The 18,650-nt window shown below is 43.2% G+C and carries 22 protein-coding genes; all 22 read right to left on the reverse strand.

The genetic code is table 11. From position 1 onward, the window contains the following. Positions 1–88: 88 nt before the first annotated feature. The 22 genes from secA to AC0VXY_RS19795 all read right to left on the reverse strand — a co-directional run bounded on the left by secA (position 89) and on the right by AC0VXY_RS19795 (position 18,609). Complete coding sequence (gene secA, locus AC0VXY_RS19690; protein WP_475526250.1) at positions 89–2,599, reverse strand: preprotein translocase subunit SecA; 2,511 nt, start codon at positions 2,597–2,599, stop codon at positions 89–91. A 382-nt stretch (positions 2,600–2,981) separates the two neighbouring features. Beyond that, complete coding sequence (locus AC0VXY_RS19695; RefSeq protein ID WP_475526251.1) at positions 2,982–4,097, reverse strand: YecA family protein; 1,116 nt, start codon at positions 4,095–4,097, stop codon at positions 2,982–2,984. 130 nt (positions 4,098–4,227) lie between these two features. After that, a complete protein-coding gene (locus tag AC0VXY_RS19700) occupies positions 4,228–5,064 on the reverse strand; it encodes a DUF1028 domain-containing protein (protein WP_475526252.1) in 837 nt (278 codons plus the stop codon). 141 nt (positions 5,065–5,205) lie between these two features. Next, positions 5,206–5,784: a ribosome hibernation-promoting factor, HPF/YfiA family gene (hpf, locus tag AC0VXY_RS19705; protein WP_044338351.1), complete on the reverse strand. Its 579-nt coding sequence runs from the start codon at positions 5,782–5,784 to the stop codon at positions 5,206–5,208. A gap of 415 nt (positions 5,785–6,199) precedes the next feature. Continuing rightward, complete coding sequence (locus AC0VXY_RS19710) at positions 6,200–6,772, reverse strand: REP-associated tyrosine transposase (RefSeq protein WP_475526253.1); 573 nt, start codon at positions 6,770–6,772, stop codon at positions 6,200–6,202. A gap of 199 nt (positions 6,773–6,971) precedes the next feature. After that, complete coding sequence (locus AC0VXY_RS19715; RefSeq protein ID WP_475526254.1) at positions 6,972–7,727, reverse strand: ABC transporter permease; 756 nt, start codon at positions 7,725–7,727, stop codon at positions 6,972–6,974. Between the two features lie 7 nt (positions 7,728–7,734). Beyond that, positions 7,735–8,067: an MmcQ/YjbR family DNA-binding protein gene (locus AC0VXY_RS19720; RefSeq protein WP_475526255.1), complete on the reverse strand. Its 333-nt coding sequence runs from the start codon at positions 8,065–8,067 to the stop codon at positions 7,735–7,737. Positions 8,068–8,146: 79 nt separating this feature from the next. Next, complete coding sequence (locus tag AC0VXY_RS19725; RefSeq protein ID WP_475526256.1) at positions 8,147–8,533, reverse strand: DUF8042 domain-containing protein; 387 nt, start codon at positions 8,531–8,533, stop codon at positions 8,147–8,149. Between the two features lie 8 nt (positions 8,534–8,541). Further along, entirely contained in the window at positions 8,542–8,889 is a 348-nt protein-coding gene (gene fliT / locus AC0VXY_RS19730; RefSeq protein ID WP_475526257.1) for a flagellar protein FliT, read from the reverse strand. Then, a complete protein-coding gene (fliS, locus tag AC0VXY_RS19735) occupies positions 8,889–9,293 on the reverse strand; it encodes a flagellar export chaperone FliS (RefSeq protein ID WP_475526258.1) in 405 nt (134 codons plus the stop codon). The genes fliT and fliS overlap by 1 nt, the downstream gene beginning before the upstream one ends. A gap of 22 nt (positions 9,294–9,315) precedes the next feature. Continuing rightward, complete coding sequence (locus tag AC0VXY_RS19740; protein WP_475526259.1) at positions 9,316–10,839, reverse strand: flagellar hook-associated protein 2; 1,524 nt, start codon at positions 10,837–10,839, stop codon at positions 9,316–9,318. Positions 10,840–10,854: 15 nt separating this feature from the next. After that, the gene (gene flaG, locus AC0VXY_RS19745; protein WP_475526260.1) at positions 10,855–11,214 is read right to left on the reverse strand and encodes a flagellar protein FlaG; all 360 of its coding nucleotides are present in this window, start codon (positions 11,212–11,214) and stop codon (positions 10,855–10,857) included. A gap of 206 nt (positions 11,215–11,420) precedes the next feature. After that, positions 11,421–12,305, reverse strand: a complete 885-nt coding sequence (gene hag / locus AC0VXY_RS19750) for a flagellin Hag (protein WP_475526261.1) — start codon at positions 12,303–12,305, stop codon at positions 11,421–11,423. Positions 12,306–12,349: 44 nt separating this feature from the next. Then, positions 12,350–13,264 (reverse strand): flagellin Hag, encoded by a 915-nt coding sequence (gene hag / locus AC0VXY_RS19755; RefSeq protein WP_475526262.1) that lies wholly within the window; start codon positions 13,262–13,264, stop codon positions 12,350–12,352. A gap of 156 nt (positions 13,265–13,420) precedes the next feature. Further along, on the reverse strand, positions 13,421–13,642 hold the full coding sequence (gene csrA, locus AC0VXY_RS19760; RefSeq protein WP_034764426.1) for a carbon storage regulator CsrA: 222 nt from the start codon (positions 13,640–13,642) through the stop codon (positions 13,421–13,423). A gap of 4 nt (positions 13,643–13,646) precedes the next feature. After that, positions 13,647–14,090: a flagellar assembly protein FliW gene (fliW, locus tag AC0VXY_RS19765; protein ID WP_475526263.1), complete on the reverse strand. Its 444-nt coding sequence runs from the start codon at positions 14,088–14,090 to the stop codon at positions 13,647–13,649. An 18-nt stretch (positions 14,091–14,108) separates the two neighbouring features. Further along, complete coding sequence (locus AC0VXY_RS19770) at positions 14,109–14,699, reverse strand: DUF6470 family protein (protein ID WP_475526264.1); 591 nt, start codon at positions 14,697–14,699, stop codon at positions 14,109–14,111. Between the two features lie 74 nt (positions 14,700–14,773). Next, positions 14,774–15,679, reverse strand: coding sequence for a flagellar hook-associated protein FlgL (gene flgL, locus AC0VXY_RS19775; RefSeq protein ID WP_475526265.1), 906 nt, complete (start codon positions 15,677–15,679; stop codon positions 14,774–14,776). A 14-nt stretch (positions 15,680–15,693) separates the two neighbouring features. Beyond that, positions 15,694–17,271: a flagellar hook-associated protein FlgK gene (gene flgK, locus AC0VXY_RS19780; RefSeq protein WP_475526266.1), complete on the reverse strand. Its 1,578-nt coding sequence runs from the start codon at positions 17,269–17,271 to the stop codon at positions 15,694–15,696. Between the two features lie 29 nt (positions 17,272–17,300). Next, the gene (locus AC0VXY_RS19785) at positions 17,301–17,795 is read right to left on the reverse strand and encodes a flagellar protein FlgN (RefSeq protein ID WP_475526267.1); all 495 of its coding nucleotides are present in this window, start codon (positions 17,793–17,795) and stop codon (positions 17,301–17,303) included. Between the two features lie 17 nt (positions 17,796–17,812). Next, positions 17,813–18,082, reverse strand: a complete 270-nt coding sequence (flgM, locus tag AC0VXY_RS19790; protein ID WP_475526268.1) for a flagellar biosynthesis anti-sigma factor FlgM — start codon at positions 18,080–18,082, stop codon at positions 17,813–17,815. 110 nt (positions 18,083–18,192) lie between these two features. Further along, complete coding sequence (locus AC0VXY_RS19795) at positions 18,193–18,609, reverse strand: TIGR03826 family flagellar region protein (RefSeq protein ID WP_475526269.1); 417 nt, start codon at positions 18,607–18,609, stop codon at positions 18,193–18,195. Positions 18,610–18,650: the final 41 nt, after the last annotated feature.

Genomic DNA, 18,650 nt, shown 5'->3' on the forward strand with positions numbered 1-18,650 from the left:
CTACATACTACACCTATAAAAAACGGAAAAGTACCTGGGATTTATTTTAGCAAAATAAGTCCCAGGTATCATCTTCAAATCGTAAATATTATCCTGTTATGCCGTGGCAGTGTTTGTATTTTTTGCCGCTTCCGCATGGGCATGGGTCGTTGCGTCCGACGTCTGCTTGTTTGCGGACTGGTTGTTTTTTGGCTTTTGCTCCGTCTTCTTTCGGGTTGACCGCTTGGCCTTTGGCTACTTCCTGGCGTTCCAGGTTGTTGCGGATTTCCGCTTTCATGACGTATTTTGCCACATCTTCTTCGATGGCGAGTACCATGCTTTCGAACATGGCGAATCCTTCATGCTGGTACTCACGCAGTGGATCGTTCTGTCCATATGCACGGAGGTGGATACCCTGACGAAGCTGATCCATGGCATCGATGTGATCGATCCATTTCGTATCAACTGCGCGAAGCAGGATGACCTTTTCAAACTCACGCATCTGCTCCGGTGTCAGCTGCTCTTCTTTTTCATTGTAACGATGCTGCACATCTTCAAAAATGAGAGCCATCATTTCATCGGCTTCTTTGCCACGAAGATCGTCGACTGTGACGTCATTTTCCGGTAGAAGGTTGGCGTTGACGTAATCAACAATACCTTGAAGATTCCAATTTTCCATTTCTTCTTCTGCCGTATGAGCCGCTACTTGACGTTCAATGACTGATTTGATCATGCCTTCAACGATGTCTCGAAGGTTTTCAGAGTCGATGACTTCATTACGCTGTTTGTAGATGATTTCACGCTGTTGACGCAGGACATCATCATATTGAAGAAGCTGCTTACGAGCGTCGAAGTTGTTACCTTCCACTCGTTTTTGAGCCGATTCTACAGCACGGCTGACCATCTTGCTTTGAATCGGCTGGGAATCATCCATTCCAAGGCGTTCCATCATGCTCTTCATATTGTCAGAGCCGAACCTTCGCATCAATTCATCTTCCATTGAAAGATAGAATTGAGTAACCCCTGGATCTCCCTGACGTCCGGAACGTCCACGAAGCTGATTATCAATACGGCGTGATTCGTGACGCTCCGTACCGATGACGGCAAGACCGCCAACATCGATGACGCCTTCGCCAAGTTTGATATCCGTACCACGACCGGCCATATTCGTCGCGATCGTGACAGCACCAGGTTGACCCGCTTCTAAAATGATTTCCGCTTCACGGCCATGGTTTTTCGCATTCAATACGTTATGGCGAACGCCTTTTTTCGTGAGGAGCTTAGAAATCAATTCTGACGTTTCAACGGCAACCGTACCGACCAGTATAGGCTGTCCTTTTTCATGACGCTCTTTAATGTCTTCAACTACGGCGTTGAATTTCCCTTCGATGGAAGCGTAAATTAAATCAGCACGGTCATCACGAACGATCGGTCTATTTGTAGGAATGACAATAACGTTCATATTGTAGATATTACGGAACTCTTCTTCTTCCGTCTTCGCTGTACCGGTCATACCGGACAGTTTTTCGTACATACGGAAGTAGTTCTGGAACGTGATCGTTGCCATGGTCATGCTTTCATTCTGAATTTCAAGGCCTTCTTTAGCTTCGATTGATTGGTGGAGTCCATCACTGTAACGACGTCCCTTCATCAAGCGACCCGTGAAGGAGTCAACGATGATGATTTCACCTTCCTGGACTACATAATCCACATCACGGTGCATACTTACGTGGGCTTTTAATGCCTGGTTGATGTGGTGGTTAAGGGTAACGTGTGAAATATCGAACAGGTTCTCAATATGGAAGGCTCTTTCTACCTTGCTGATTCCGCCTTCCGTTAATTGAACACCCTTTGTTTTTTCATCATATGTGTAATCTTCTTCTTTTTTCAGTGTACGGACAACGGCATTCGCCTGGATATAAAGCTGAGGCGTACGTTGTGCGTTACCTGAAATGATCAGAGGTGTACGTGCTTCATCAATCAAGATGGAGTCGACCTCATCGATGACGGCAAAATGAAGGCTGCGCTGAACCATTTGGTCTTTGTACAGAACCATGTTATCACGCAGGTAATCGAATCCAAATTCGTTATTCGTACCGTATGTGATATCCGCGTTATAAGCTTCACGCTTTTCATCTTTGGACATTGAATTGAGATTGAGCCCTACAGTCAAACCTAAGAAATTGTACAGTTTCCCCATTTCCTCCGCATCACGGCTGGCTAAATAGTCATTGACTGTGATAACGTGAACGCCTTTTCCCGTGATAGCATTTAAGTAAACAGGCATTGTCGCCGTCAGGGTTTTACCTTCACCGGTTTTCATCTCGGAGATGTTCCCGCCGTGAAGGGAAACACCACCCATGAGCTGAACGCGGTAAGGATACAAACCAAGAACGCGGCGGGCCGCTTCCCGTACGACTGCAAAAGCTTCTACGAGCATGTCCTCAAGATCTTCACCCTTTTGATAACGCTCTTTGAAACGCTCCGTTCTTTCACGGATTTCATCATCCGTGAGACGCTCCATATCGGGACCTAATTCTTCTATTTGATCGGCCAGTTTCTCCAGCCTCTTTAATTCTCTTTTATTCGCATCGAACACTTTATTTAATAGACCAAGCATGTATAAACGCTCCTTTATCTGTGTTGGAATGAGAGCCAAACGTCACCAGTATACCGAAAGTAAATGAGATTCCCATGAGAAATATGTGAATTCTCTGTAAAAAACAAGTAGAATCACTTCACATCACTCTACTTAAAATTCGCTACTAAAACCAATTATCCTCCCACACAAACACGATATTTTCCCTATCAATCTTACCACTATCCTATATCGGTTACAACTTAAGGCTTTGAGGGACGGACCTCCCTATTGCTGCCCTTTGGAAAATTGAATGCTTTCATATCAAGCTTTCTTTCCATAACGGGCGTGATTGGGGAGGTCCGTCCCTCAAAAAAAGCCGCCTTTATCAGACGACTTTCGTAGGGTGTGTATTCAGTTAGGTTTAGGCGTGTGTTGCTTTCAGCAGTTCGTAGACGGTGTCCTGGTAGCTTTCCCAGATTTGCTTGCTTCGTCTTGAGATGCTGTTGGCAGAGACATCGAAGTATTCGGCCAGTTCCTTTTGAACGTGGCGGATACTGATTTCGTCGATGTTTTTCGCCATGTCGACCATAGCTCCCGAGTAGATTTTTGGGTTGCGGATCGTTGGACGTTCTGTGTAGAAGTATTTTTCCAATACGGCTACAAGCAGTTCACTTTCCTTTTTGTCTTCCCCTTTTTCAGTCAGGAAGGTTTGAAGAGAGGTGATCGCCTCGTTGTATTCCGGCGTCTTCCAGATTTCGACTCCTTCAATGGAATCCTCGGTGTTTTCTTCTTTATCATTGTCTCCATTAACATCGGCAGATTTAGATGCTGCTTTTCCAGCCTTCTTCTTCTCAGCACTATAAAGGACGAATCCGACATCCGCGATTTCCAGATACTGACCTGATAAGTAATCATGGAGAGTTTCAAGCTCACCCTGTTCGAAACGGATCTTCACTAACTCCATCGCAGCTTTTTCAATCGCTGGATAAATGAAGTATTGAGCAAACGGAAGATATTTCTCCCCGTTCGGCAATAGTAATCCCAGGAAGAAGCTGTTCTCTTCAAGCTTACCGAATTTTTCCGTCACGATAAGGGTATCTCCCGTGATGGCTTCACCGACACTCAATGTATTGTCATCAAGCTTCTCTACCGTACCAGCTGTCACCCTTACATTCTTCCACGATTCCAATACCTCAGCTGTCTGTGGTCGAGTCACCGTGCTCAGCTGCTTATCGACAAATCGTTCGATCAAACGAACACCGTCAGCATCCTTCTGAGTCGCTCCGTACCAGCTGACAAATGCCATTTCATATATATCGGGATCTGCCTGCATCAAATCCATCTTGGACAGATAGTGATGGTAGGATTCTTCCATCTCGGCAGACTGGGCCGTAGCGATGAAATCATAAAGCTGTGCCTGCAGCACATCCAACTCCTGACTCACCAGCGTATCTATATTCACAACGTTTTCACAGCATTTCTTATATTTCTTTCCACTGCCACATGGGCATGGTTCATTTCTTCCGACTGTACTCATGTTTGTATTTACCTCCAACTTCTCTGAGTCCCGTACACAAAGGTTCATTATATAACATTTCAGCCAAGCATTAAACTGTTTTAAAACAAGAAAAAAGAACCAATCACTTTCCGACTGGTTCTTATTACAATTATCTTCCTTGTTTTTTCATATAATCCAAGACATCCAAATCGATATAATTCTCCTCCTGCTCACGCATTTCAAAGTTTTCCGTGTGGAGGTAGTCTTTCAAATTCTGATGGAGGGACTGCTTTTCTTTCGCATAGCCAAGACGGGTGAGTTCACGTTCCACTTCATCCTGAATATCACCTTCAAGAAGCACCACCCTGCCGACATCCGACTCTTTAAAATACAGTTGGTGCAAATGATAGATCCGCTTCAATTCCTTAATAGGTGATGCGTGATCGTCGACCCTCAGATCAATATACCGATCATTGAACCCGCCGTATCCCCCTCTTTCTTTTACGACTAAAAGGGCAGCGGACTGCATGCCGCGGGAATCACCGCCTGCTTCCTGGCCGGCATCGAGGGCGTGGAGCAGCCTTTCAGCCAATGATCCAGTGGTGGACTCAAAGGTTTCTGCCATCGCCTTCACGGTTTGAGCATCTACTAAAATATTCCCCTGAGCTGCAAAATGCTCTCCTGTCTGTCCACCTGCCCATTCATAGCAGCCTTCACCGGTAAAAGTGGCGGGGTTGCCACACGCATCGATCAATCCCACCTGGCGCAACGGGCGCTCCGGGTCATCCTTTGTGATGATATCAAGTGCCTCTTCCGCCGTCTTGCCTTCCTCCATCAGTTGAAGCGCCTGCGGGCCGTAAGAAGTATTGGCGTACGACTGGGTCGCCACCGCCCCGACTCCCGCTTTCGCAAACGGAACAACCGATCCAACTCCAAGGAACTTGGACTGGACTGCAATCCCCCATTCTTTCTCTTCCGGGTCAAAGCCTACAATGGAATACGTCATGGTGAATTCCTCCTTTAGATTAAAGCGTCAAGTTAAAAAACCCTTATTTTATACTATCAAGATTCGACAAAAGGAAAATAAATCCTTCTTTTATGAAAAATCCTGTAGTCCAGGAGACTACAGGATTTAAGGTTATTCAGATTAGTTTGTTTCAATTAAGCCGTACTTGCCATCACGACGCTTGTACACAATGTTCGTTGCGTTTGTTTCTGCGTCTGTGAAGATGAAGAATGTGTGACCCAGCATATTCATCTGCAGGATCGCTTCTTCGCTGTCCATCGGTTTAAGATTGAACTGCTTTGTTCTTACTACTTCCGTATCGTCCTCTTCCTCCAGTTCAACAGCAGCTGCGCCGTTAGGAGAAACATGATTCAAATCTTCCTGAGCCGCGAAGAATTCCTTCGGGCTGCCCTTTTCACGCATCTTACGGTTCACTCTTGTCTTATGCTTGCGAATTTGACGCTCCAATTTATCTACTATCAGATCAATGGCCGCATACATATCTGCGTTGCGTTCCTCTGCACGTAGAACTAATTGCGGCATTGGAATAGTCACTTCAGTTTTCGTATTTTTATCAGGATACACTTTTAAATTAACATGTACATTTGCATCAGGAGTTTCATTAAAGTAACGGTCTAACTTACCAATCTTCTTCTCCACGTGTTCGCGAATCGCTGGAGTTACCTCAATGTTCTCGCCTCGAATGTTGTAGTTCAACATGTAAACTCCTCCTTTTAAAAATAAAGCTATGTTTATATATTCTCCATTCCCTTGATTATTCCTTCTTAAACATTCTAAATTTTTTGTCAATTTTTCGTGAAGTTTGTAAAGTGGTGTCGAAAGTGTTGGTGTGACGGGAGAGGAGAATGGTTAAGAGTGAGGTGGGGGGTGCGAGTGTTTTGGGTTCACCTTTCACTCTTTATAGTCTTATTATCTCACTTTTTTTGGGGATTAGACGGTGGGGATGTGGAGGTTTTGCGGAGAGTTTGGGGCGGAATTGTGAATGTGGTTATTAACGGGAGACAATAACTAAATTTTGTACCTGGTACAGATGATGCGGATTGTACCTGGTACATTCAAGTGTAGTTGTACCTGGTACAACCTAGTAATAAATGTACCAGGTACAAAAATGAAATCAAGATTTTAAAAGAGGTTGGTCCCAATCCTTGATTCTAAATTTCGTTTCTACATAAAATTTATACTTCTCATGTGGGTAATCCCCAAGATTTGAAAGAATCTTTTGACTATCAATAATTGACTTGAAACCTGGAGTTATATAGCTTTTATAGCTGCTCCAATGATAGTCTTCAGGCTTCTTGGAGTAATTCGACTTTACCGGATTCAAATGAATATAACTGCTCGTATCTATCAACTGCTTAGAGTTTTTAATTAGTTTGGCAAAGTACCGATCCTGAAACACATGTCCTATATAATGATATTTTCGGTTAAAGTACCTGGCATAAATGGAGTGAGTGTAATGGATAACGTCTGAAGGAGAATCATTTAGTGTTCCAATAATGAGATGAACATGATTGGGCATGAGGCAATAGGAGTGAAGAAGGAATGGGGTTCTTTCTTTAGCTCTTTGAATTAATGATAAATAATGGAGATAGTCTTTTCTATCTCTAAATAGATTGTTTTTTCTGTTTCCACGGGCAGTTATGTGATAAATAGCCCCAGGGTACCAGACTCTAAGGTTTCTTGTCATATACTCTTCCTTTCTAAGATAAAGGTACAAGTATTCTAATTCGACATAATTCGAAAAACTCCTGCTGAAACGGGTTTTATTGAGAGGGAAAGTTTAGATTTGTACCTGGTACACATGAACCTATTTGTACCTGGTACATTTACTGCCTATTGTACCAGGTACAGATGATGCGGATTGTACCTGGTACAAAAACAATCTACTAAACATCCACATCCCGCCTCCCAAAACTCCACCAAGCCAATCCACCAAACCCAACCAAATAAACCACAATCACCACAATCGAAAACCAAAACGTCATTCCTTCAAACGGCGGAGTCCCAAAGAAATACTGCTGCAAATCGGTATTCGCAAACAGCAGATACCTTCCCCATTCCATACCAAGCTCGTTCAACAGGATCAAAAGCGTCCCGGTAGAAAAGGTCAGAAAGATGGTAGAACCAATCGCAAACGAACTGCTTCTCGTCACGACCGAAAAGGTATAAGCAAAGGAACATATCACCATCATTTCTATGAATCTCAGTACGTATGCACCTGACACTATGAAAAAGTTCTCGTTCAAATCAAAGAAGCTATCATAAAACCACAGTGAACCGAGCACGGCGGAAAATAGGAAATGAGAGGCTGTTAAAACAGTGGCGATGACTAGCACGGTTATGTATTTTGAAAGAAGAATTTTCACGCGGCTAATAGGACGGATTAGCAATAGCTTGATGGTGCCAGACGAGAATTCACTTGAAACGATATCTCCGGCTATGATCAGAGTGAAGAGTTGAATAATCATCAGGAGATTAGAGCTGATCCGCATATACTCCCAAAATGAAAATTGGATGCCGTCAAATAGCAGATAGACAAAGATCGACGCGATGGAATCGATGAACACGATGAGTGCCAGTGAAATCCACATACGCGGTCGGGAGATTTGTTTTATGAGTTCATTGGTGATTAAATTCATCATGTTTTCTTCATCCATTCTGAACTTGATTGGCCAGTCTCTTGGGTGCAGCAATCAAATAACCCTCACGAATCAGTCCTTTTATGGCTTGCCAGCCAGCTTCCTCTACCTCAACCAGCACCCAGCCATGTCGACCTATGTACGGGGCTGTGATATAACCTGGCTGTTCGAGGAGGATTTCATGGTTAGCAGGGAGCGTTTTAATCGATAAGGTATCCCCGATGATGACAAACGGTTTGTCCTTTACGCGGAAGGATAAGTGTCCGAACCTATCTACATGTTCATGAACCTCAGGATAGAGAAGGCAGAGTCTTCTAATCTCATCAATTACACTAGATTTCATACCGGCGTCCTCCAGCATTTTTCTATTATTATAGCATGAGAGTTTTTGGAAAAAGAAAAAAGCCTCGGGGAGTCGAGGCTTAATGTGTTAGATATGGGTTTAGTTCGATTTCAATCGTTGCTTTCCAGGCAGAAAAGGCTGGGGACAGGTTTTCCTGAACGACACTTTGTTTGAATGCGCTGTTATCCAATTGTCCATCCAGTTTCCATGCCTGATCCGTCACGGTATCAAATCCGGTTAATGCTTTCTGAATTCTTTCACCATCAAACATTTCTTTTAACAAGGGATTGCTTTCTGAAATCTGACCTATTGCCATGAAGACTTCAGAAAGGATCTGGTCCCCCTCTGTTTTACTTAAATCCGTGAAGCTTGCTTCCACATAGTTCAGTGCTTCTTCGATTGTTTCGAGCATCCCGACGTATTGGCTTACCAATTCGTACTGTTTTTCGTCTAGTTTCGTTGTCAAAGAATCACCTATTTCTTTTTATCGTAAAACATTCCATCGTATTGTAAGGATTCGTATGGGTTTGAATATTTTTGAGCAGACGTTTTCTTCTTGGTCAAGCCGTTCATATCTCGCTTGATTTGAAGACGCAACTGAGCTAGCTGCCGATCGATTTGCCCGTTCCAGGCGATTATCTGCTCGCCAAGTTCCTGCTCCTCCTGCGTATAAGGAGACTTGATGGTGCCAAGTACGCTCTGCCTTTTTTCTAAAAGAGATTCCACTTCCTCAATCGTGGGTTCCCGGTTTTCAGCATTCACCTGTTCCAATGCTTCTTTCAATTGCTTCGTGATGGTGTAGCAAAGAAGGACCGAGCTCATTAGGCCTGTCCACCTTGACCGGCATGCTGCTTCTGGCGGTTCAGTTGAATGACTTCTTTCCACGTATCACGGAAATCTGTGATGAGACCTTCTACTTCATCTAAAATCGCCGCGTCATTCTTGATATTGGCTTCCGTTAAGCGGCGATTAATGTAGTCATATAGGGACATTAGGTTTTGCGAGACCTCAAGATCCGTGTTCAACGTCACCATCAGCTCATTCACGATGGCTTGGGTCTTTTGGATATTGGTATTTTTCAGTTCAATATTTTTATCTTCAATCGCCTTTTTTGCGATATGAATAAATTTCAGGCTTCCGTTATAGAGCATAAGGGTGAGTTCACCTGGTGATGCGGTGTTGACCGAATTGTTCTGGTATGCTGCATACGGGTTGTTGATGGCCATAATGACCCTCCTTTAAGGATGATTAACCGCCGAATTGGTTCATGAGAAACATGGATTGTTGGTTGGAACGCTGGATGGCTTTTTCCATGGCGGTGAATTGGCGCCAGTAGCGGTCTTCGACTTGGATCAGCCGGTCCTCGAATCGGTCCATTTGGTTGTCCATGTTGTTTAGTAAACGTCCCAGGGTAAATGTATTATTGGTGCTAGACGCTTTCCCTGCTCTTTGTTCAATGCTTTCCATTGTGTCTTTCAACGTATCACGTAAACGACGGGCAATCCCTTGTTCGTTTGATGTTTCACCATCTTTAGAAAAAATCTCATAGATCGCATTCGGGTCTTTGGAAATCGCTTCTTTCAGCTTGTTTTCATCAATAATCAGTTTTCCACGGTCAAGGTAGTTGCTTGATGTTTTGATTCCGATTTGCGCTAATTGGTCAAAGCCAGAAGTTCCACCAGAGATGGGTGTGTACATGTCCATACGCATTTTGTTAAGACCAGATGTCAGAACAGAATCATTTCTTAATGTACCGCTACGTGACTTCTCTTCCCATAGTTCGATTTCTTTTTCTTCCATTGACTCTTTTTGTTCTGACGTCAATGGTTGGAAATCGCGGTATTTCTTTTCGTTTACTTCGCCGTTTACTTTTTCGATGAGTTTGTTGTATTCGTCGACGAATTTGACGATTTTATCCAGGATTTTGTCGGTGTCGGGTTTAGACGCGAAAGTTACATTGGTATTGGATGCATTTTTAAGTGTTAATTCAAATCCATTAATGTTGAACGTGTTTGATGAACGCTCAGTAGCCATTCCATTGTAGGTAAACTTGGCATTTTCTCCAATCGAACCTCGAGTATTCGCCAGGGCAGTATCATTGTCTGTATCCAACTTTAAATGAGTAATGAATAGTGCTCCCTGCAACTCAATTTCAGCACCGCTGGCATTACTCCCCGTATTTTTACTCATAACCGACATTTGCTTAGTTTGTTGGTCGTAAAACATCGTCACGCCTGTTTGAGCATTGATCTTAGAGATTAAACTGTCCAACGTTTCGTCTTCAGCATTAAATTTAATTTCGGTAAAATCAGCCGCCATCGTTCCATCTGCTTTAATCGCTTTGACCTTAATGCTTTGCTCACCAGTCAGCCCAAAGGAATCACTCAACTTCTTTTTAGAATCAAAGGCCCCACCATCTGACTGAGTAATAGGAGTGCTATACATCGTAGCAGCAGTGGCTAACTTCTCTACCTTTAGTGTTCCAGTGAAATCAGTAGTAGAGCTGATGTTTTTAACAAAGACTTCATTCGGATTCGAAACAGATACTGTCTTCTGCGTATACGTTCCCTGCTTCATCACACCGTCAAAAATATTATTACTAAATTCAAACATCATCTTATTCAAATCCCGGTAATCATCACGCTGCCATTCAAGGTATTGCTTCTTCTGTTCCAATTTATCTAACGGAATTCGTTCCGCCTTCATTAAATCCTTTATGATTTGATCTGTGTCCATACCACTGGCAAGGCCACCAATTCGCATATCAGCCATATGTATCTCCTTCCGTTAAACCTTCTTATCGACCATTAAACCAACAAATTCCGTCATCGCGGCATGCATATCAAGTATTTTCTTTGCTGGTATTTCTTTCACTACTTCCTGCGTCCGATCATCTACGATCGTCACATAATATTCTTTCAATTTATCATGAAATTCAAATTTGAGGTGTGTATTCGAAGTGGACATAAACTCATTCATCCCATGAACGACATCTTCTATTTTTTCTTTGGTGACAGGTTCTCTGGTTGTGGCTTCTTCATGGTGTCTTTCCTGCGCTTGAATTTGTTTCACTTCTTCGCTTGTTTGGTTCTCTAATCTAGTAAATGATTGTACTAATGAAACTCCGCCTGTCACTTTATCAATCATCTTTTGATCCTCCTGAGGGTTATATCGGTTATATCGGTGGTTAGTGGGGAAAGTTTAGTTTAAGAAAACAACAAAAGGAATATATATATACTCTGAGAGATAATATAATAACTTTAACAACAAATTAAACTATCAACAAAATTTAGGCTGTCTTGATTTTCAAGACAGCCTAAATTCAAATATCGATTGAACAAAAAAACATAAAATTATCGTAGAAGTTGGAGCACACCCTGAGGTTGTTGGTTAGCTTGAGCCAACATAGCCTGTGCTGCCTGAGAAAGGATCGAATTCTTTGTTTGACTCATCATTTCTTTAGCCATATCAACATCACGGATTCTTGATTCTGCAGCAGTTAAATTCTCAGATGATGTGCCTAAATTATTCACGGTATGTTCTAAGCGATTTGAATATGCACCCAATTTCGATCTTTCTGCAGATACAGTGTCAATCGCGCCTTGTATTGCTGTAATAGCGGTATCTGCTGTTCCCTGAGAAGAAATGTCAATACCAGCATTTGTAACTGCATCTCCACCAGCAACAGTGGCAGCAGTTCCCGATGTATCATCAACACCTAAAGTTTTAGCATCCATTGCACCAATATCTAGTGTGATATTCTGGGTTGCATTTGCTCCAATATGGAAGGTTAATGAAGTTCCAATACCATTACTATCTTTGGTGCCATCAATTAATTTTTGTGTATTAAACTCTGTGGTGTTTGAAATACGCGTGATTTCTTTAGCTAGCTCATCAACTTCTTCTTGTAATCGAGAACGGTCAGTATCTGTGTTTGTATCATTTGAGGATTGGACCGCTAACTCACGCATACGTTGAAGGATAGAATGTGTCTCATTAAGAGCACCTTCAGCAGTTTGAATCATTGAATTCGCATCTTGAGCATTTTTAGCAGCCATATCCAAGCCTCTGATTTGACCACGCATCTTTTCGGAGATTGCAAGACCAGCTGCGTCATCTCCTGCTTTATTTATTCGTAGCCCAGAAGATAATTTTTCCATAGATTTACCTTGAGCGTTACTTGCATTACTTAACTGACGATAAGTATTTAGTGCTGCAATATTATGATTAATTCTCATGCTATTTTCCTCCTTGATAGAAAAGTATCTAAATCAAAATTATCTTAACGTAATAATTGAAGAACTCCCTGTGGTTGTTGATTAGCTTGAGCTAACATTGCTTGTGCTGCTTGTGAGAGAATTGAATTTTTAGTTTGACTCATCATTTCTTTAGCCATGTCTACATCACGGATACGTGACTCAGCGGCAGTTAAATTCTCTGCAGATGTTCCTAGGTTGTTAACCGTGTGCTCCAAACGATTTGAATATGCACCTAATTTCGATCTTTCTGCAGATACAGTGTCAATCGCGCCTTGTATTGCTGTAATAGCAGTATCTGCTGCAGCTTGGGTGTTTATTCTAATGCCGTCTTCTGTTACGGCTCCACCATTTACAGTTGCGTCATTTGCACTTAAATTATTTACATTACCACCATTGTGTACTCCTAAGGAGGTGGCATCCATTGCACCAATCTCTAAAGTAATATTTTGAGATGTATTCGCTCCGATATGGAAAGTTAATGCAGCGCCAGCTGTTGCAAGACTAGCGTTTGCAGAATCATTAGATCCATCAATTAATTTCTTTGTGTTAAATTCTGTTGTATTTGAAATTCTTGTAATTTCTTTCGCTAATTCATCCACTTCTTCTTGTAATCGAGTTCTGTCAGTATCAGTATTAGTGTCATTAGATGATTGTACCGCTAACTCGCGCATGCGTTGAAGAATGGAATGCGTTTCATTTAACGCACCCTCAGCTGTTTGAATCATTGAGTTTGCATCTTGAGCATTCTTAGAAGCCATGTCTAATCCGCGAATCTGCCCACGCATTTTTTCAGAGATTGCAAGACCAGCAGCATCATCTCCAGCCTTATTAATACGAAGACCAGAAGACAATTTCTCCATTGATTTAGATTGGTTAGTTGAAGCACTATTCAACTGACGATAAGTATTCAACGCCGCAATATTATGATTAATTCTCATTACAAAATTTCCTCCTTGAAAGTAAGTCCACATCCTTGTGAACTATATCATTTTTTAGTTTGCAACAAGTCACAAAGGTCGGCCGCCCTTCTCCTCATTGCTTACAATACTATTATCGGTTGTTTCGACTGGTGTTTAATAGTTTCCGAAAAATAATTAATCATTTTTTGGCAAAAGATTAAACAGGTTGTCGATTCCTTTCGAAGCTTCGGTGTTTTCTTCCTGGATAGAGAGGTAGACTTCTTTCCGGTGGATGTCTACGTTCTTCGGGGCATTTATCCCCAGTTTCACCTGATCACCTTTTACAGAAATGACCGTTAGCTCAATGTCATCCCCAATCTGAATGCTTTCTCCCGTCTTCCTTGTCAGTACTAACATCCCTTCACCCCTTCTTTCCTGCAGGCTGAGCAAAGATCAGGTGCTTGGTTTGATAGTTTGAGTTTGTTAAGATGACTTGTTTTCCTTTGCGATTTGCCAGGTTAAGAATGATAGGGGCCTGTAAATTAGCTGTAGATTCATTTAGCGTGTCCCGTACAGTAAGAATAGAAAGCACCTGCACATCTTTTTCAGAAGGTTTCCCTAGAGACTCCACACTAGCCTGATCCAGCTCAAAATCATACTCCTTAAAAAACATAAATGGATCCGTCACTACAAAACCAAGGTGAGGTGTCTTCACGGATTGCAGTATATGAAACCACTCATTCTCCGGCAGCGGCAATAATACAAACTGCTTCTCCTCTCCGAATCCAGGAATTCCGTGATCAAATGTTAGAACTTCTTCTGACTTTACTTCTATTTCTCCATGATATTTCGTATTGATTTTCATCCGCTTCATTCCTTCATTCTATATTTCTTGTTCATAGTTGATCCCTACGTGTTTTAAGTTTGCAAAATCTATTTGCAAATCTGCGTATCGTTTCAAGCTGACATCCACCTGGGCTGGGGTATACTGTATATTGGGTTTTTGAGGACGAGAGTTATTCACCACTTTTTGTGGTTCAATGTTCACCTTCACACTTCCAGGGTCATAGTTGATTTTGACGCTTCCCCCTGAAGGAATCCATCCTATATTGAACTCATACATCGGATCCTCACTGTTCCGTTTAGCCTGGGCGGCAATCGCACCTCCGCCATTCTCGATCATCATGAGTTCATCCCCGTCCTGGGCTACCCGGGCAAGTCCCGTCAGCCAGTCTTCGTAGCCTTGTTGGGAAAATTCTTCTATCCTGCGGCGCACCGATTTCAAGTCCATATCGGCCCTTGCCTCGGTTTGGTCGATGGTCAGTTTGGAAGGCGTACGCTCTATTTCCATCTTTGCCTGGGGCTGCTGGATATCCAGTTGTGCTGGGGGCTGTTCAATGTCCATACGTCCTGGAATCGTCCGGATGCTCAGGGCTGCTGACGTGGATTGCAATCTTATTTGTGGAACGTTCATACGTATTCACCTCCATATAAAAAGGAACTGACCCTAAGGTGACAAAACACCTTAAAGGGTCAGTCCCCTTGCTTTTATCTTAGAAAATCCATTAATGTCGGCTGAATGATTCTGGCTCCGACGCTGAGTGCCGCTCTGTGGACACTTTCCTGGGTTTTCAAATCTGTGATGACGCGTTCGATGTCGGCGTCTTCGTTATCTGATAGGATTCGATTGGCCGTTACTTCCTGTTGACCCAGTCGGTCGTCTACCATTTCAAGACGATTGTATCTGGCACCAAGCTCAGAACGTTCTGCTGATAAGGTGTTCATGACGCTATCTAGCTCTTCAAGCTGACCATCCAGAGCTGAAACATCCCCTGACTCCAATGCTTTTTGGATGTTGTGCACGGTGTCGAATAGCTTCTGATTAAAGACCTTATTAGGATTAACATTGGCTTTTAAAGAAACACCTTGCGAAACCTCTACAGGATAAGCATCGATAGCACCGTTGCCTAAATTGTCAGCGACCTGCGGAGCACTTCCATCTGTGGGATTTCCGTCCTTGATCGGAGAATTCCCAACGTCTGTACCATGAAAAATATATCTGCCGGCCACTTTTGTTTCCGCGACACTGACAAGGTCTTTTTTAATCTGTTCAATTTCCGTAGCAACCGCTTTTCGATCTTCCGGACTTAACGTTCCATTTTTACCTTGAATCGTCAATTCTCGAACACGCTGCAATCCTTGATTTGCTTGTTCGATTCCAGACTCCGAGTTTTCCATCCACAAGTAAAGTTCCGATAGATTCCGTTTGTACTGCTCGATCCCTGTCAGGTTCGAACGATAAAACATCCCTTTCATCGCAACAACCGGGTCATCAGAAGGTTTGGTAATCTTCTTCCCTGTGGCCAATTGATCCTGTAATTGCCCCATTCGTCCATAAGATGAACTGAGATTTCTCATCGAGTTCGCCGTCAGCATACTTTGTGTTACGCGCATAGTATTTCACCTACTTATCTTCCAACGGTACCCATACCGTTGATGATTTTGTCGAGCATTTCATCCTGCAATGTGATCATTCTCGCAGAGGCGTTGTAGGCATGCTGGAATTTGATCATGTCGGTCATTTCTTCGTCAAGGGACACTCCGCTGACGGACATTCGACGTTCGTCCACGGCACCTCTTAACACTCCAGAGTTGCTTGCGAGTCGGACGGATTCTTGTGATTCTACTGCCATTTTTCCAATCACGGATTCAAAGTGCCCTTGGAATGACGCTTCTTTTTCGCCGTAAGGAAGTTTCGTCGTTGTGATGATGTCGGCAAGGGCCAGAACATTTGATGCGTCTCCGAGGGTCGGATTATCTGCACCCGCAGTTGCGATATTGTCGAGGTTGCTCATTTCATCGGCTACCTGAATTCTTTGAGCGAAGCCTGCTTTTGGCACACCATCCAGATCTGCTGTGGCATTCTTTTCATCCTGGAAGAACTTTGGTGTATTTGGTGTGAAGTTGTCGGGATCAAAATTGGGGTCGTTCATCTGTTCAGGTGTGACCCCTTGTTGATGCTGGTCATTAAATGCCTTGGCGAATTCATACGCCATGCTGTCCAGTTCGCCTAACATACTGATGTAGGAGCCTTCTGCTTCACCGTCTTTATTTTTGAAGCCGTATGTATCGACAAGGGCTCTCAGTTTTCCTTCGCCTTGTGATAAAAAGTCTTTAATATCGAGTGTTTGTTGACCAATCGAGACAGAATCCACCGTATTTTGTGGGCCATCATAGGTAAGCTTAACTTCATTGACTCCATTTTTCCCGACGAGGTTGACAGCCAGGTTTCCGTCTTTCCCGACCAATGTGACAGTGACCGCACCTTCTGCGATTGGTGACGACGCTCCACCATTAGACTGGTAGCTCGTTTGGATGGAAACATGCTGTGAAAGTTCATCGATCAATCGGTCCCGTTCATCGTATAAATCATTCGGCAGATAGCCGTGTGGTTCTACATCGGCTATTTGTTTATTGATGTTATCAATTTGTCTGGACAGTGAATTGATTTGCTTTTCAGAGACAGACAGCTCATTTTTCAGATCGCTACGGACACTTGTTAAGGAAGACGATAAGTAGTTGAATGTTTCAGCAACGGCTTTCCCTCTCTCAACGACGACTGACCGCGCACCAGAGTTGGACGGGTTAACAGCTAGATCCTGAAGGGACTGCCAGAACATATCCATCGTTTTGGATAAGCCTGAGTCGGATGGTTCGTTCATGACCTCTTCCATCTTCTTCATCGCTTCCATTTTCGTTTCCCAGTAGCCAAGTTTTTGGTTTTCGCCTCTGTACTGCATGTCCAGGAATGAATCACGCACGCGTTGAATCGAACCGGCTTCGACTCCCGTTCCGATTTGGCCTGGGATTTGCGGACGGTTCATGGCTGGGGAAGGATAGGGTGTCGTTTGTTCAAAGTTGACTCTTTGACGGGTATATCCAGGAGTATTCGCGTTGGAGATATTGTGGCCGGTTGTATAAAGAGCGCCCTGCTGGGTGTACATGCCTCGTTTTGCCGTTTCCAGGCCCATAAAAGTGGATCGCATGGTGTTGCCTCCGTTTCAATTAGTAAGTGCTATGCTTTCGAATCAAAGATGGATCGACTTGCCGGTGCTTTTTTTTCACCGTTTGGTCGTGAATAGGTGGATTGTTCCGGCTGATGCTGCGTCATGGATAGATTCATATTCACGAATTGAAGAGATTGATAGACAAGCTTTTGATTCAGCTCGTTTTGAGCCTTCAATTCTCCGATAATATCGACCAGCTTTTTCTGCCATTGGGCGAAAATTTCTTGTTCCTGGACTGAACTGTGCTCGATGCACTGAGAAATCGTGGGAGCCTCAGTGAAAGATGCTCCCCTTGATTGAAGATAGTTGCTGGATTCCCGCTGCCGCTCAGCTTCCACCGTATTAATGGCGGCCAAGTGCTTCTGTTCATCCTTCAATACCTGATCGAGTTCATTCATATCACCTTTTTTGATGACATCCGTTTTATTCACTGAAAGATCGAACAAACTTTTGTGCAGCTTATACAGTTTTTCAAGATTTGTAGTTAGATTGGTTGCTGACATGTTTGTTCGCTCCTTCTTTATTGTCCGTTATAGAAATTCTTTAATCCTCTAGCAACGGCTTTCGGATCGATGGTGTAATTCCCGCTCTGTACCTGATCTTTGAGAGACTCTACTCTCGCCTGGCGCTCTTTGCCGAGTTTGGAAACCTCCTGCATTTCTTTGGCAGCAGAAGAAATTTCGATTTTGTCGGATGCAGGTTTCCCCGCTTTCCCTACCTCATCCATTTTGTTCAGGTTGCGCTTGTAAGGATTGATGTTCTGATTTCCGATAGAGTTAATCTTCATCATGTTCCCTCGCTTTCTTCACGTACATGGTTTCTACCTAGTATATCGGATATATAGGAGATTTGTTTAGTAATAGAGCCTGGTTAGTTCTTCCTCATTTATTTTGGTTAGCACTAGTTCTTTTCTCTCATGGTGTAATAGGTTCTCTGGCCCGATTCCTGGGATTTCTTCTTCCATTCCTGTTCCGTTTCGAACTTTTTCAGATCACTGGCAAGTCCAGAAGAACAGTCACCGCAGATTCGTCCCGTCCCTATAATCTTCCCACATTTATCACAAGGATAACCCATATTCGGAAATTGCCTCGTCTGGATTCGGCCTTTTTTCACCCATTTATATAGAAGTTCCTCGTCTACCCCGGTCACTTCAATAACACGATCCATGGTCGCAGCACGGTTCTCCCGTTTCTTTAAAAATTGGTAGACGGTCTCATACATCTTTTCTTCTTCTCTAAAACACTTGTCGCATACATCACGGAATTTATTTTGCATAAAAATCGCGTTGCAACGTGGACAGTTGATGATTTCTGACATATCGGTTTCCTCCCGGTGAAGCTTCTCTTACCCCTTATATC

The organism is Rossellomorea sp. QJM3NY_18 (assembly GCF_056173145.1).